A 15,111-nucleotide genomic window follows, 5' to 3' on the forward strand; every position below is an offset into this window, starting at 1 on the left:
GCGTGCCGAAATGTAAGGCTGCTCGGCCGATGTGCTTGGTTGCCGTCACCTGTCGCCCCCCGACACCCCGCCTCGCCAGATCTAGGAGGCACCACATGTCGCACTGGAAGGCATCCACGCCGACCGTCACCCCGCCGCAGCGTGATCCTGCGGACGTGGCGCCGGCCGAGAGCTACCGCCCGGCCGATCCGGTGTGGGTCTACCGGGACGGCTGGCGTGCCGGGATCATCGAGGCGGCCTCCCCACGAGCGGTCACGGTGACCTATCGCCCGGGCAGCCACCCCGGCACCGGCGTCGACACCTTCACTGCGCCATATGTGACTTCTCGCGCCGACAGCGACCCCGCGCTCGACCAGCGCGGCCTCCATCTGGTCCGACGGAGTCCGCTGGTATGACCGGGGCAGTCACGATCTCAGCAGTGGTGGGCCTCCTGAGCCTCTTCTCCGGCGTGGCCCTGGGGTGGTATTTGCGGCGCACCAACGACTGGTGCCCCACCTGCGGTGAGCAGCTCACCTGCGGCGCATGCCCGGCCGGAGTGCACTGGCACGAGGAGCCCGCGACCGCGAAAACCTTCTAACTCATCCCCGCCAGCAGATATTCGCGCACCTGACCGCGCGCCTGATGGATCCGTGACTTCACGGTTCCCTCCGGGATGCCGAGTTGCTCGGCGATCTCCCGATAGTCCAGCTGGCAGATGTCACGCAGCACCATCGGCGCGACCAGTTCCGCCTTGCGGGCCTCGAGCCGTTCCAGAGCGTCGAGCAGGTCGAGCCGGGATCCGGCGATCACGCTGGTGGTTCGCGGGTCGGCCACGTCGACCGGCGGCGTCTCGTGCGCCTGCTCCGCCGCACGCCGCTTGAGAGTTCGGTACGTCTGCCGCGCGCTGTTGGCGATCACGACGTGCAGCCAGGTGCTGAATTTCGCACGGCCCTCGAAGCCGCCGATGTTCCGGGCCACCTGCATCAGGACGTCCTGACAGGCCTCTTCAGCGTCCTGATAGCACGGTAGGAAGCGGGCGCACCGACGGAGCACTTGCGGACGGATCGCCGCCAGCAGGTCCTCCAGCGCGTGCCGATCACCGCCGGCAGCCCGTCGGGCAAGCTCTTCCTGCTGCTCATCCCGCATGATCACCCCCATGAATCCGGGCTCATAATACGGGCGTGTCAACGCTTCCCAAGATTGGTCGGTACCAGGTCGTCGAACGGCTGGGCTCCGGCGCTTTCGCCACGGTGTGGCTCGCCGAGGACGACGTCCTGGAGTCCCGGGTGGCGATCAAGGTGCTGGCCGACAACTGGGCGCATCACCCGGATGTCCGGGCCCGCTTCGAGCAGGAGGCGCAGGTGCTGCGCCGGGCCGACTCGGAGCGCCTGGTCCGGGTGCACGACTTCGGGGAACTGCCGGACGGGCGTCCGTACCAGGTGATGACGTATGCGGCCGGTGGCACCCTGGCCGACCGTCTCGAGCACGGTCCGCTGCCGGTCCGCGTCGCACTGCGCATCGCGGCCGAGATCGCCCAGGCCGTTACGGTTCTGCACGAGTCCGGCGTTCTGCACCGCGATCTCAAGCCGTCGAATGTCCTTTTTGACACAGTGCGTGGTCACGAGCGGGTGCTGGTGGCGGATCTCGGGCTCGCCAAGTCGATCGCGCAGGCCTCGGGGTTCACCGTGGTGGCCGGCACGCCCGGCTACATGGCGCCGGAGCAGCAACTGCCGGGTGGCGGTCTGGACGTGCGCGCCGATGTGCACGCGATCGGCGCGATGACGTACCAGATGCTGACCGGCCGGACGCCCGGCGCCGGCGCGGTGCCGCCCTCGAAGCTGCGGCCCGGCGTCTCCCGCGAGATCGACCGGATCGTGTTGCGCGCCCTCGACCCGGATCGGAAACGTCGCTGGCCGACCACCGACGCGCTCGCCGAGGCCCTGGACCAGGCGATCGATCCTCGCCCGTCCCGTAGGCGCCGGGCGCTGCGCTGGCTCGGCCGGTCGGTCGGCGTTGCTGTCGCGGTCGCCGCCACAGCGGCCGCCGGCGGCGCGATCAACCCCCAAGGCACACCCCAGGATTGGGTACGGGTATTCGACCAGTCCTCGACAGTTTCCGTCGCTGTGCCCGCCGACTGGGCGCGCCAGGTCAAGGGCAGCGGCTGGGATCCGGCCGCCGTCGGCCTACCGTCGAGCACCCAGCGTGGCCTATTGGTCGGCGCTGATCTGGAGTCGTGGACCGCTCCGGGAAACGACCAGCCGGGTGTCTTCGCCGGCCTGACCGGCCCGGCCGTCGGAGCGAAGCTTCCCGCGCACCCCGACTGTGTTCGTGCTCCCGACCGCCCGGCTCGCCTCGCCGGGCTGGTCCGGCCGATCGAGCGGTGGACCGACTGCGCGGGATCGTCGGTCTCCTACAGCGAGACGCTGCTCAACACCGGCGGCGGCACCTTGTACGTCCAGATCCGGCAGTCCACCCCCGTAGACCGCACTGACGAGATCCTCCGCACCGTCCGCCTGACGCGGGCCTAGCCGATGCAGCCGGGCTGGCTCTTCAGCTCGATCCAGATGCTCTTGATCTTGTTGTCGTTCGCGAGGCCGAACCCGTAGTTCGCCTTGCTGTTGCCCGGAACGGTCACGCGCGACTCGCCGTACTCCCGCTCGCCGACCGTGTCGAACGCCTTCGGGTAGGCGCGCTGCGCCTGCTTGATGGTGCTGCCGATCCGGACTCCCTCCGGCGTGACCACACCGCTGCGGGCGTGGAGGACGACGATGCCGAGTTCTTCGTTGAAGAAGATGCCTTTCTCGTCGTCCTTCATGGCGAGATCCTGCGCGCAGTTGCTCGGCAGCGCGTCCGGGTCCACCTTCCGCACCTCGACCAGCCCGGTGGCCAGCAGCGCCTTCCGGCTCATGCCCAACTTGAGCGCGCCCATTCCGTCCGGGCCGATGACCAGCGAGTTCTCGGCCGGCTCAGTCGTCGTCTTCGCGGTGGCAGTCGCTACCGGCGACGCATCCACGCTCGCGGCCGCCGAACTCGCCGCCGACGGGCTCGCCGCCGCGCTCGGCGACTCGGTCACGCCCGCGGCCGGGGCGGCCGCACCCGCGACCTGCTCAGGCCCGGAGGTGCAGCCGGTGGCGACCAGCGCCAGGCCGAGGATCGCGCCGAGGAACGGAATCGTGCGTCGCATCGTGGTGTCTCTTCTCTGCATCTCTCGTGCTCTGTCAGATAGTGCGATGCAGAGGTTCCAGACCTGGTTCTGGATTGGAGATCACGAGTGGGTAACGGCGTGGACCTCGACCACTGATCGCCCCCGGCGGTCGCGGCTGCGGCCGGGAGGCGTGCTTGATCGCGCTGGTAGAGCGGTGCAGGTGTGGATTCGGTGGGACCCGCCACTCGTAGAAATATCGGTTTAGAGCGACCGGCAATAGGTTTCACCTGAGCCGGCGGGTGGTGGGTCTGGTGTCCCAGCGGTAGAGCGTGCGGGCTCGTTGGATGAGTTGACGGATCGTGACGATCGCGGCGGCGAGGTACAGGTAGAAGTCGATGATCTGGGCGTTGCGGTCGGTGCAGCGGCGGATCTTGCCGAAGCCGTTCATCCACGAGTTCGTCCGCTCGACCACCCAGCGTTTGCCGATCTGGATCGGGGCGGGCACGCCCTTGCGGGCGATCTGGGCGTCGAAGCCGATCTCGTCGAGCAGTTCCCGGCTGCGTTTGCTGTCGTAACCACGATCCAGGTGGGCAGTGACCTGCTCAGGCCAGTAGTAACGGAGCTGGGTGCTGCACGCTTGGAAGGTGTCGCGCAGCAGCGGCGAGTCGTGCCGGTTCGCCGGGGCGCCGACGATCCCGAGCGGGATCCCGTAGCCGTCCACACCGGTCGAGCGCTTCATGCCGCCCTTGCCGCGGTCGACAGGAGACCGGCCGGCCCGGTCACCGCCGCACGGCGCTTTCGTGATCGCGCCGTCGGCGCTGACGTCGGCCAGATCCAGGCCGATCATCCGGTCATAGGCATCCAGGGCCAACTCATGGACCTGTTCACCGAGACCGGCAGCGGCCCACGCCCGCAGACGGCGGCGGATGGTCCGATCCGAACAGGCAGCCGACGCGACGCGTTCATAGCCGGAGCCGTGAACCAGAGCCGCGATGACATCGCTCGAACACCACCCGGTCCGGGATCCGGCGGCGGTGGCAGCCCAGCGGATGCGACGGATCGAACTCGGGTCGTTCAGGCCACAGCGCGGCGAACTGGACCCAGACAGGTTCGAACAACGAAGATGGCAGCGCAGGCACGGGACTCCATCGGTCACGAAGCGTAGAGAACTCCGATGATCAATGGACCCGTGCCTGTTCGCTGCTCGCAGGCCCCGCATGTCCGGATCTTGGACCTATCGCCGGACGCTCTTAAATGATGTTGAAGTTGTCTCTGAAGAGGTTTTGCGGGTCGTAGCGGTGCTTGAGCGCGCGGAGGCGGGTGAGGGTTGCCGGCGGCCACGCTTCGGTGATGCGCTCGGGGCTCTGGTCGGTCTCGAAGGAGAGGTAGAGGCCGCGGAAATGCGGGGCGAGGTCGTGCCAAGCGCGGTCCAGCAAGGCTTTTGATCCGCCGAAGGCGACGACCGAGAAGTTGGCGGCGCGGTGGGCGTAGGCGGTGGCTTCGGAGGGGACGTCGGCGACGGCGCCGCCCACCGAGCGGACCTGAAAGAAGTAGACCGTGCCGGACGTGATCAGCTTGGCCGCAGCGGCGCAGAACTCCGGGGTCAGGTGGTCGATCAGGCCGGATCGGACCGCCGGTTCGCCCTGGCCGTCGTGCGGGGCGTCGGGGACGTTCATCACTCCGGCGTACGGTACTAATTGGACCTGCTGCTGCAGAAGCGGCGCTACGCCGGCGATCGGGGTGAAACGGTCGATGATCGTGTCCGGGTCGGCGGAGTCGACGACGCCGTAGATCTGCGCCAGAGCGTGGCCACGCCGGGGCGGGCCCATGATCAGGTTGGTGGTCACGTCGCGCGGAGCGGCCTCCATCGCGGCGCCCCAACTCTCCAGCAGGCCGGCGCCGTCGGCGGCGTCGAGGACGAACTGCCCGAAACCCACCGGCCCGACCTCGTCGACCTCGAACTCGAAGGCGGTGACTACCCCGAAGTTCGCGCCCGCGCCGCGGATCGCCCAGAACAGGTCGGCGTTCTCGTTCGCGTCGGCGCGGAGCCGGGTGCCGTCGGCGAGGACGAGTTCGGCGGCGCGCATCCGGTCGATCGTGAGGCCGTGTTCCCGGGCCAGCCAGCCGATGCCGCCGGCGGTGGCGAGCCCGCCGACCCCGACGCCGCCGTAGTCGCCGCTGCTCAGCGCCCAGCCGTGCGGCGCGAGTGCCGCGGCGACGTCCTTCCAGCGGGCGCCGGCCTCGATGCGGACCAGGCGGCTCCCTGCATCGAGGACCTCGATGGAGTTGAGCTTTGCGACGTCGATGACGATGCCGCCATCGTTTGTCGAGCGGCCGCTGATGCCGTGCCCACCGCTGCGGACCGCCAGCGGAACCTCCTGGTCGCGGGCGAACGCGACGGCCGCGACCACCTCGTCGACGGTCCGCGGCTGCAGTACCAGGCCGGGTGCGCCGCCGCGGAGATAGGTGGAGCGGACCCGGGCGTACTCGAAGTCGCCGGGCTCGATCGCCACGGCAGCGAGTTCGGCCGGCAGGCCGTCGTAGTCGATGCCGTCGCGGCGCTTCGCCAGCGCGGCCGCGGGACGCATCACCTCGGTGCTGCGCCGGCCCACCGCGGCGCGTACGGCCGGGATCACCTCGGTCGCGAAAAGTTCCAGTTCGTCCGGGTCGTCCGAGCCGAGGATGAACGTGCCGATCCCGTGGTCCAGGGCGAACGGGACCAACTCGTCGACCCACTGGGCGGCGGACTTGGCCGGGTCGCCGAAGACGTTCAGGAGCCGGCGGATCTCGCGCGGATCCCGTCCGGCGGCTCGGGCTGCCTCGTCGATGATCTCGTTGCCGGTCTCCAGCGCGCCGGGCTTGAGGTAGGAGAGGGACGGCAGCCAGCCGTCGGCCTTCGCTCCGACCAGGCGGAGCATGCGCGGGCCGTACGCCCCGACCCAGATCGGGACCTGGTGTGCCGGCGCCGGACCGCGTTTCGCGCCGGTCAGCCGGAAATAGGTGCCGCCGTAGCGCAGCTGGGCCCGTTCGTCGGTGCGCCACAACTCGCGGATCACGTCGATCGCCTCGCTGAGCTGGTCCACCGACTCGCCCGGCGAGCGCCGGGTGACACCCATCGCCTCCATGGCGTCCCAGAAACCACCGGCACCGAGGCCGAGCGCGAGCCGGCCTCCGGAGAGAAGGTCCAGGCCGGCAGCCGCGCGGGCCAGCACAGGAGCAGGGCGCATCGGTACGTTGAGCACGTTGCCCGCCAGACCGATCCGCTCGGTCCGGGCGGCCACCCAGGTCAACAGGGTCCAGGTGTCGAGGAAGCCCGGCTGATACGGATGGTCCTGGAAAGTGACCAGGTCATAGCCGAGTTCCTCGCTGAGGCGGGCCCGTTCGACGACCGCCTGCGGGTCGGCGTTGGAGGGGGTCAGGAAGGTCCCGAACTGCAGCGGGTGGCCGTAATCCACCCGTTGATCGTAGTGCTCCTGCCGGTAGGCTTGATCGCTATGACAGCGGCGGAGAAGGCGCCTCTGACCTGCTGTGAGCGTGATGCGGCACGTGCCGCAGGTCTTCCCACCGAGCCCGGGCCTGTTCGACGTTCACGAGGCCAACGAGGAACTGACGCGGAGTTCTTCCCGGACGGCCGGTTCCGGTCGCTCGCGGTGGTCAACCTCGGTCACCCCGGGGAGCGGCCTTGGCGGGATCGGCTGCCGCGGCTGTCTCCGGAGACCACGGTGCAGTGGGCCTGACCCTTTTCGGCCCGGCGGCATGCCGCCGGGCCGGTTCCTTCATCGCCAGCGGTCGCCCGTCAGGCGTTCGTAGACCTCGATGTACCTGTTGCGGGTGGCTTCGACCACCTCGTCCGGAATCTCCGGGCCGGGCGCGGTCCGGTTCCATTCGGCGAGCCCCGCCGACCAGTCCCGCAGGAACTGCTTGTCGAGGTAGCGCGGCACACTGCCCGGCTTCCATTCGTCCGCGCCCCAGAACCGAGACGAGTCCGGCGTAAGCACCTCGTCCCCAAGCTTCAACCGGCCGTCCGTACCGTGCCCGACCTCGATCTTCGTGTCGGCGATGATGATGCCCTTGCCGGCCGCGATCTCAGACCCCCGCCGGTACACCTCGAGCGTCACCCGGCGCAGCTCCTCGGCCAGGTCCTTCCCCACCCGCTCCTGCGTCTCCTCGAACGTCAACGGCGCGTCGTGCCCGCCACCGACCGGCTCCTTGGTGCTAGGCGTGAAGATCGGCTCGGGCAGCTTGGCCGCCTCGACCAGCCCTTCCGGCAGCGGATTGCCGGAAACGGCCCGGTCCCGCTCGTAATCCTTGAGCCCCGAGCCGGCCAGATAGCCGCGCGCGATGCACTCCACCATGACCATCTCCAGGCGCTCACACCGAATGGCCCGGCCGGCAAACTCCGCCGGCACATCGGTGGCGGAGATGACGTGGTTGGGGATCACGTCGGCGAGCTGGTCGAACCACCAGAGGGAGAGCTGGGTGAGGATCTTGCCCTTGTCCGGGATGGGCGTGGGCAGGATGACGTCATAGATCGAGATCCGGTCGGAGGTGACCAGGAGGAGGTCGTCGCCGTCGGCATAGACGTCCCGGACCTTGCCGGAGTGCAGGAGCTTCACAGCTTCCCCTCGGGTGTGGTGGTAGGCGTGCGGTTTCACGCTATCGAACCCCGCCCCTCCGCCAGACGTCGCCCGATCCGGCAGACTGACCCGGTGCCTGACGAGTTGACTGCCGGTCTTTATGAGAATGTCATTACCGAAGCCCTTCTCCATCAGCTGGCCGGCGTCAACGACGAACTCGTCAAATTGCAGGAATTGCGGTCGGCGGACGCATCCGACCGGATTGCCCGACTGGTCGCTCGGCAGGTCGAGCGAGCCCTCAACACTGTTCCGGAATCCGAGCGGGTTGCGGTGGGCGTTGAGATCGCGCGGCATGTGCTGGAAACCCTGCACGCCCGACTGCCGCGCTCGGGAGCGGACCTAGAAAGGCCAGAGGAGCCGGGACGGGCACTCGCGGCGATCGGTTCGTACGATCCGGCCGGCGGTGTCCTGTTTCCTCGGCGCCCGCTCATTCCGCTCGTGGACACGACCCTGCTCACCAATGCACCCGGTGAGCCTCGAGTGGGAAACCAGATCCTCACCGAGATCGATTCGGCGGACTCCATCGATGTGCTGATGGCTTTCATCCGACGCAGCGGCCTTCGTCCCCTCCTCACCTCTCTCCGCAGACACCGGGAACTCGGTAAACCGTTCCGAGTGCTGACCACCACCTACACCGGCTCGACCGAACTCGAGGCCCTTTCGCTCCTCAGCGAACTGGGCGCCGAGGTACGAGTCTCCTACGACCTGGCCACCACGCGGCTGCACGCCAAGGCTTGGCTGTTCCACCGACGTTCCGCGTTGAGCACGGCATATGTGGGTTCCTCGAACCTGACCCACTCCGCCCAGGTCGACGGCAAGGAGTGGAACGTACGCGTATCCGCTGCCCGCAACCCCGACGTGGTCGACAAGATCGCCGCAGTCTTCGAGACCTACTGGCAGAACGGCGACTTCGTCCCCTATGTCGAGGAGGAGTTCCGCCGCGAGGTTGATCGCGGCCGGCGACGCGACGAGCGGCACCACACCTTCCTCAGCCCTATCGAAATCCGCCTCGAACCCTTCCAGGAGCGCATGCTGGAGCAGGTCGAGGTGTCTCGCCAGAACGGGCACCACCGGAACCTCCTGGTCTCGGCAACCGGCACCGGGAAGACAGTCATGGCAGCGGTTGACTACGCCCGCCTCCGGCAGCGGCTTCCACGGGCTCGCCTTCTTTTCATCGCGCACCGCCGCGAGATTCTGGAGCAGAGTCTGCGCACGTTCCAGCAAGCCATCCGCGACTACTCGTTCGGCGAGGTGTGGGTCAGCGGATCACGCCCGACGGCCTTCGATCACGTCTTCGCTTCCATTCAGAGCTTGAACAGCAACGGTCTAGCCCACTTGAAGCCGGATCACTTCGATGTTGTCGTCATCGACGAGTTCCATCACGCTGCCGCGAAGTCTTACGAGGCAGTTTTGCAACACTTGCAACCTCGGGAACTCCTGGGCCTGACCGCCACCCCGGAGCGGGCGGACGGGCTCCCGGTCCTGCACTGGTTCGGTGACCGGATCGCCGCAGAACTGCGGTTGTGGGATGCGATCGAGCAGCACAGATTGTCGCCCTTCGCCTACTACGGCATCCACGACGGCACCGACCTGACCGCCGTACCGTGGCGTCGCGGACAGGGCTACGACACTGACGCGCTGACGCACACGTACGTCGGAAACACCACCTGGGTCCGGTTCGTCTACGACCAACTCCAGCAACACGTCGACGATCTGTCGACCATTCGCTGCCTGGGATTCTGCGTCAGCGTCGACCACGCCCGCTATATGGCCGAAGAGTTTCTCAAGCTCGGTGTGGAAGCCGTGGCTGTCTCCGGCACCACGTCGGATGAGGAACGACGGAACGCCCTCGCAGGCTTGGAGAGGGGGACGATCCAGGTCGTCTTCTCCGTCGATCTCTTCAATGAAGGCGTCGACGTTCCCGCGGTCGACACCGTCATGTTCCTCCGACCGACGGACAGCAGCACGCTGTTCCTGCAGCAACTGGGCCGTGGTCTGCGACTGAAGGAAGGCAAGACCGTCTGTACGGTGCTGGACTTCGTAGGGCTGCACCGCCGTGAATTCCGGTTCGATCTGCGCTACCGGGCGTTGCTGGGTGGTACCCGTCGAGATGTCGAACGAGCGGTCGAGGACGGATTTCCCTACCTACCCGCCGGTTGTCACATGGAGCTCAGCCGGGTCGCCCGCGACATCGTTCTGCGCAACATCCGCGAGGCGGTGCCGACCACTTGGCCGGCTAAGGTGCGGGAGCTACAGGTTCTGCACCAGGTGCGGGGCGCTGTGTCACTGACGGAGTACCTGGCCGAGACCGGCCTCGATCTCGCCGACATCTATGCCAACAACCGCAGCTGGTCTGATCTGCTGGAGGCGGCCAACGTGACGGTCGCGCAGGCCGGTACGCATGACAAGGCCCTGCGTCGCGCCCTAGGTCGGCTTCAACACATCGACGACAGGCAGCGCCTGGACACGTACCTGGCCATGGTCACTGGCGATGCGAAGCCGAACAGTCATTCGTTGAGTGGCACCAACCGTCGCCTGCTGCGAATGCTGACGGCCTCTCTCACCGATCAGGTCATCGGCAAGACGGACTCTCTCGAGACAGCGGTCGACCTGGTCTGGGCCCATCCGCAGGCGCTCGATGAACTCGGCGAGCTTCTCTTCGCTCTTCAGGACGCACCGAACCACGTGGCGATGCCTGCGCTTCCGGATGTACCGCTGCAGATTCACAGCCGATACACGCGCATGGAGATCCTCGCAGCGGTCGGTGAAGGCACCAATGCGAAGACGCCGCCCTGGCGTGAAGGGGTTTACGACGCTAAGGGCGTGGGCGCCGACCTCCTGGCCTTCACGCTGGACAAAACCACCGGCGGATTCTCGCCGACCACCCGCTATCGGGACTACGCGATCAGCCGAGAGTTGATCCACTGGGAGAGTCAGTCGATCACTGCGGCTGACAGCCCGACCGGGCGTCGGTATCAGAATCACGTGGCGATGAACCGCACGATTTTGCTCTTCGCGCGTACACACATCACCGAGCGTGCCTTCTGGTTCCTCGGGCCAGCCACGTACGTCAGCCACGAAGGCGAACGTCCGATGGCAGTGACCTGGAGATTGAAGCAACCGCTCTCGGGCGACCTCTACGCACAGTTCGCCGCTGCTATCGCATAGAAAAACGTGCCGCCCGGTCCTCTTCGACCGGGCGGCACGTTTGGAATTCAAGAGGTCAGGCGGGCTGTTGGACGGGGCGGCCCAGGACGAAGGACCAGTTCAGGGAGCGGCCCTTCACTCGGATCAGGGCGGCTGCGCCGGCCAGGGCTGCGGCTGTGGTTACCGCGCCGGCCAGGAGCAGGGCGCCTCGGGGGCCCAAGGTGTCGCACAGCCAGCCGATGGCTGGGGCACCGACGATGCCGGACAGGGACGACACGATGCCTACCGTGGCCAGGACTCGGCCTCGCATTTCCTCGCGTGTGTCCAGCTGGATGCGCGTGGACACCACGGTGTCGAAGATGACTGCGCCGGCGGCGATGGGGAGGATCAGGGCGGCGAAGCCGAGGACGTTCGGGGCCAGGCCCGAGCAGAGCTGCAAGGCGCTGATCAGGAAGCCGGTGCCGAGCAGCACACGCAGCGTGGACTTGCCGGTGCCGGCCAGTAGCAGGCCGCCGGCTACCGCGCCCACGGCGAAGACTGTCGACAGCAGACCGTAGGAGCCGGAGGAACCGCCCAGCGGGCCGGAGACCATCGCGGCCATCGACACCTGGTAGTTGCGGCCCAAGGAGCCCAGCACGAACGACAACGCCAGGATGATCAGCACTACCGGCTGGCGGACGACGTAGCGCAGGCCGGCCAGGACACCGCCGTCCGAGGACGTCGGGCGGGCCAGGTCGCGCATCTCGCGGGTGCGCATCGCGAGCAGGGCGGCGATGACGGCCACGTAGGAGACGGCGTTGATCAAGAACAGCACGGCCGGGCCGGTGATGCCGATCAGCACGCCGCCCAGCGCCATGCCGCCGATGCGGCCGGCCGAGCTGAGCACCGAGCCGAGTGCCAGGGCCGAGGCCAGCGCGTCGCGGGAGACCAGGGACGAGCCGAAACGGCCGAGTACCGGGCCCTCGAAGGAGCTGATCACGCCGGAGGCCAGCGCCACGCCGTAGATCATCCAGTTGCTGCCGGCCGGTAGCACCAGGGCCAGGGCGAGCAGGGCGCGGATCGCCTGACAGATGATCAGCATCGGACGGGCGGGGAGCCGGTCGGCGAGGGCCCCGCCCCAGCTGCCGAGGAGCAGCACCGGCAGGGACTGCAGCATCACGACCGCGCCCATGGCGGTCGCGGAGCCGGTCGCGGACAGGATCAGCCAGTTGAGCGCCAGCACCTGCATCCACGTTCCGCCGACCGAGACCAGGTCAGCGGCCGCCCACAGGCGGTAGTTGCGCTCTCGAAGCGGCGCGAACATCGGAGCCAAGGTGGCGGCACCCCCAACAGGAAAGCGACGCCGGCTTTCGGCGTCGCCTTCCCATCGGGCCGGGCTCGCGTACCGCTTCGCCCGTTCGGCCCAGCACACCGCAATCGCAACCCAGATGGTTGCTGATCATTTTCGGTACGCCTACTACTCCCCAAAAGCAACGGAAACCGTCCCGCCGTGGCCCTGCGCGAGGCCATAAGGCACCGGGCCGCACGGCGACGAACGGCCGCACGTCACGGTGCGAACGCTCGCAGGACACTCCCGCTCACCTGGTAGACCCGTCCCCCGCCGACGATCACCGAGCCCGGGTACGCCGCCCCCGCCCGACTCCCGTCCGCAGCTTTGAGGACCGTGCTTCCGGCGTACAGAAGACCCCCGGCCCGGACCGGCTGCAACGCCTCGCCGGGCAGCCGGGTGACCCACTGCCGGCGCCCGGTGTCGGCATCGAGTGCTTCGACCTCGCGCCCATCAGCTCGGTAGACCCGCCGCCCATCGGTGGCGATCAGCTCACTCGCCTGACCGCCGGCGCTCCACTTCACCGCGCCGGTGGCGATGTCCAGCGCAACGAGATCCCGGTCCGCCTCGGTCGCGTAGAAATGCGTAGCGCTCGCCGCCTGCGCTTTCTCGTCACCGGCCCGGCTCCAGCGAACCGTGCCGGTCACGATGTCGACCGCCGCGATCTCCCCCGCGTGCACGCCGAACCCGTCGGTCTTGTAGATCAGCAGAACGCCGTCGGCGGAGACACTGCCGGCACCGAAGTTCGGCTTGCGCCAGAGCTGTTTGCCGTCCCGCACCCGATAGGCGACCACCGCGTCCTCGTCCGACGGCGACGATCCGGAGATCGCCACGATCCCCTTGTCCACGACCACGGTCCGGATGGGCATGTCCATCGGCAGGGTCCAGCGCGGCTTGCCGTTGGCGACGTCGAGGGCGGTGAGTTTGCCGTCCGGGTCGCTCTGCGAGTTGCAGCCGCCGTTCGCCGCGATCAGCAGGCCGTCGGCGACGGCCATCGCCGGGATGTCGTTGTCACCGGGGTAGTCCCAATCAAAACGCCAGGCCAGCCCGCCGGCGTCGGCCGCGTACGCGGAGATGCCGAGCTGATCGGTGGCGAAGATCCGGCCATCGGAGAGAATCGGGGCGGACGGTCCGGAGCAGCTGAAGTCGCTGGTCCGGAGCACGGTCGACCATTTCTCGGTGAGCCCGCGGATGCTGCCCGCGTTGATCATCGACTCGGCCGGGTTGTAGTAGCTGTTCTCGGCGTCGTAGCCGGGGTGGTCCCAGACGGCCGACGCCGGCGCCGCAGCGGTGGGGGCAACCGTCGCGACGCCGGCAAGGGCAAAGGCAAAGGCAAAGGACGAAATCAGAGAAAAGGTACGGATCACAACCCTCAACGTAGAGGGCAGAACTCAGCCGGCGAGCAGTTTCAGCATCTGCTGGACCTGGTCGGAACGGGACTGCTTCACCCGCTCCGCGAACTGCTTGGCCAGCTCGTTGCTGCCCTTGTCCAGCTCCAGCCCGGCCACCTCGACCGCGTTGTGCTGGTGCGCCAGGAAGAGGTTCAGGAACGCGGTCTCGAACTTCTTCTTCCCGATCGTACGCAGCGACGAGATCTCCTCCTCGCCGGTGCTGGGCAGGCCGCCGTGGTCGGCGTGCAGGCTGACCCGCTTGTCGACCGTGGTCGGCTTGCCCCACTCGGTGAGCCAGTTCTTCATCATCGTGATCTCGTCCTTCTGGGTGGCCTGGACGGCCTTCGCCAGATCGACGATCTCCGGGCGCTGTGCCCGCTGCGCCGCGATCTCCACCATCTCGAGCCCCTGCTCCTGGTTGTCCACCAGCATCTGCAGGAACATCACGTCGGTGTCGTTGAAGGTGGCACCGGCGGTGATCTCGGAGACGTTCTTGACGTTCTGCGTCTGTGCGGTTTCCGCCGCGGGGGCGGCGGGCTCTTTGGCGGTGCCGCAGGCGCCCAGCAGCAGCGGCGCGGTCAGCGCGAGGACTACCAGCCGGCGCTTCACAGCGGCAGCCAGAGGGCGAGCGTGAAGATCGACGGCTCCCAGCTGCGGATCGAGGAGTGGCCCTGGCGGCACTGGTACGACACGCCGTTGTAGGTCACCACGTCACCGGTCTTGTACGCCACTCCCGGCGCCCACTCGGTCCCGTTCGCCGGCGCCGAGGTCGCGGTCTTGGTCGGCGCCACGGTGGCGGTCGCTGTCGCCGTCGGGGCGGCGGTGGTCGGGGCGGTCGTCGGCGCGGTGGTGGGCGCCGTAGTCGGAGCGGCCGTGGTCGGCGCGGCCGTCGGCGTCGAGGAGCCGCCGCCACCAACGTTCAAGTCCACGCAGTTGTAGAAGGCGGCCGCCGTGTCCCCGATGTTCCACACGGCGAGCACCTTCTGCCGGCCCGGGAACTTGCTGAGGTCGACCTTGTGCGAGACGGAAGCGTTGGGGATCGCGTTGTTGTCGTTGAACGTGGCGACCTTGGTACCGCCGACGAAGTACTCCCAGGTGGCGGTCCGGTGCCGCGCGGTCAGCACCCAGTTGAACGTCACCGAGGTGCCGACGCTGGTCGCGCGCCAGGCCTTCGAGTCGTCGTTGAGTTGCGAGAAGTTGGCGTTTCCACCGTTGCACTGTGTTGAGCCCTTCGGAGCCTCGACGCTCTGCGGCTCGAACTGGATGGCGCCACAGTTCGTGACCGTGCCGGCGGCGCATTGCGCCTGGCGGCTCGGCGGCGAGGAGATGTATCCGTGCGCCAGGGCGGGTGACGCGACAACGACGGTCGAAGCGACCATCCCGAGGGTAGCCAGCGGGTAGGCGATCTTCCTGCGCATGTCAGCTCTCCGAACATGTCGTCCTGGCAGTTACGAGCCGGAACGTTATGGGGAGCCGCCATAACGG

Annotated in this window: 12 protein-coding genes and 1 pseudogene; 4 read left to right on the forward strand and 9 right to left on the reverse strand. The window is 68.0% G+C overall.

Annotated elements, in window-relative coordinates; translation table 11 throughout:
• Window positions 1–95: 95 nt before the first annotated feature.
• Window positions 96–395: a hypothetical protein gene (locus tag OHA21_RS37370; protein ID WP_328463225.1), complete on the forward strand. Its 300-nt coding sequence runs from the start codon at window positions 96–98 to the stop codon at window positions 393–395.
• Window positions 392–577: a hypothetical protein gene (locus OHA21_RS37375; protein ID WP_328463227.1), complete on the forward strand. Its 186-nt coding sequence runs from the start codon at window positions 392–394 to the stop codon at window positions 575–577. The genes OHA21_RS37370 and OHA21_RS37375 overlap by 4 nt, the downstream gene beginning before the upstream one ends.
• Here OHA21_RS37375 and OHA21_RS37380 read toward each other — a convergent pair.
• A complete protein-coding gene (locus tag OHA21_RS37380; RefSeq protein ID WP_328463229.1) occupies window positions 574–1,125 on the reverse strand; it encodes an RNA polymerase sigma factor in 552 nt (183 codons plus the stop codon). The genes OHA21_RS37375 and OHA21_RS37380 overlap by 4 nt on opposite strands.
• Before the next feature lie 35 nt (window positions 1,126–1,160).
• Here OHA21_RS37380 and OHA21_RS37385 point away from each other — a divergent pair, with 35 nt between their 5' ends.
• Window positions 1,161–2,507 (forward strand): serine/threonine-protein kinase, encoded by a 1,347-nt coding sequence (locus tag OHA21_RS37385; protein ID WP_328463231.1) that lies wholly within the window; start codon window positions 1,161–1,163, stop codon window positions 2,505–2,507.
• On the opposite strand, the gene OHA21_RS37390 is transcribed toward OHA21_RS37385, so the two are convergent.
• The 4 genes and pseudogenes from OHA21_RS37390 to OHA21_RS37405 all read right to left on the reverse strand — a co-directional run bounded on the left by OHA21_RS37390 (window position 2,504) and on the right by OHA21_RS37405 (window position 7,893).
• On the reverse strand, window positions 2,504–3,163 hold the full coding sequence (locus OHA21_RS37390; RefSeq protein ID WP_328463233.1) for a hypothetical protein: 660 nt from the start codon (window positions 3,161–3,163) through the stop codon (window positions 2,504–2,506). The genes OHA21_RS37385 and OHA21_RS37390 overlap by 4 nt on opposite strands.
• A gap of 244 nt (window positions 3,164–3,407) precedes the next feature.
• Window positions 3,408–4,263: pseudogene (locus OHA21_RS37395) on the reverse strand (IS5 family transposase).
• Between the two features lie 111 nt (window positions 4,264–4,374).
• Complete coding sequence (locus tag OHA21_RS37400) at window positions 4,375–6,579, reverse strand: LLM class flavin-dependent oxidoreductase (protein WP_328463235.1); 2,205 nt, start codon at window positions 6,577–6,579, stop codon at window positions 4,375–4,377.
• Window positions 6,580–6,900: 321 nt separating this feature from the next.
• Window positions 6,901–7,893, reverse strand: a complete 993-nt coding sequence (locus OHA21_RS37405; protein WP_328463237.1) for a phosphoribosylaminoimidazolesuccinocarboxamide synthase — start codon at window positions 7,891–7,893, stop codon at window positions 6,901–6,903.
• Here OHA21_RS37405 and OHA21_RS37410 point away from each other — a divergent pair.
• A complete protein-coding gene (locus OHA21_RS37410) occupies window positions 7,834–10,929 on the forward strand; it encodes a DUF3427 domain-containing protein (RefSeq protein ID WP_328463239.1) in 3,096 nt (1,031 codons plus the stop codon). The two genes, OHA21_RS37405 and OHA21_RS37410, sit on opposite strands and share 60 nt — an antisense overlap.
• A gap of 55 nt (window positions 10,930–10,984) precedes the next feature.
• Here OHA21_RS37410 and OHA21_RS37415 read toward each other — a convergent pair whose 3' ends face one another.
• The 4 genes from OHA21_RS37415 to OHA21_RS37430 all read right to left on the reverse strand — a co-directional run bounded on the left by OHA21_RS37415 (window position 10,985) and on the right by OHA21_RS37430 (window position 15,044).
• A complete protein-coding gene (locus OHA21_RS37415) occupies window positions 10,985–12,211 on the reverse strand; it encodes an MFS transporter (protein ID WP_328463241.1) in 1,227 nt (408 codons plus the stop codon).
• A 242-nt stretch (window positions 12,212–12,453) separates the two neighbouring features.
• Complete coding sequence (locus OHA21_RS37420; protein WP_328463243.1) at window positions 12,454–13,602, reverse strand: outer membrane protein assembly factor BamB family protein; 1,149 nt, start codon at window positions 13,600–13,602, stop codon at window positions 12,454–12,456.
• Between the two features lie 24 nt (window positions 13,603–13,626).
• Window positions 13,627–14,235, reverse strand: coding sequence for a DUF305 domain-containing protein (locus OHA21_RS37425; protein WP_328463245.1), 609 nt, complete (start codon window positions 14,233–14,235; stop codon window positions 13,627–13,629).
• Window positions 14,232–15,044: a lytic polysaccharide monooxygenase gene (locus OHA21_RS37430; RefSeq protein WP_328463247.1), complete on the reverse strand. Its 813-nt coding sequence runs from the start codon at window positions 15,042–15,044 to the stop codon at window positions 14,232–14,234. The genes OHA21_RS37425 and OHA21_RS37430 overlap by 4 nt, the downstream gene beginning before the upstream one ends.
• Window positions 15,045–15,111 lie beyond the last annotated feature (67 nt).

Origin of the sequence: Actinoplanes sp. NBC_00393 (genome assembly GCF_036053395.1) — a bacterium.
In the GTDB taxonomy this organism is placed as follows: domain Bacteria; phylum Actinomycetota; class Actinomycetes; order Mycobacteriales; family Micromonosporaceae; genus Actinoplanes.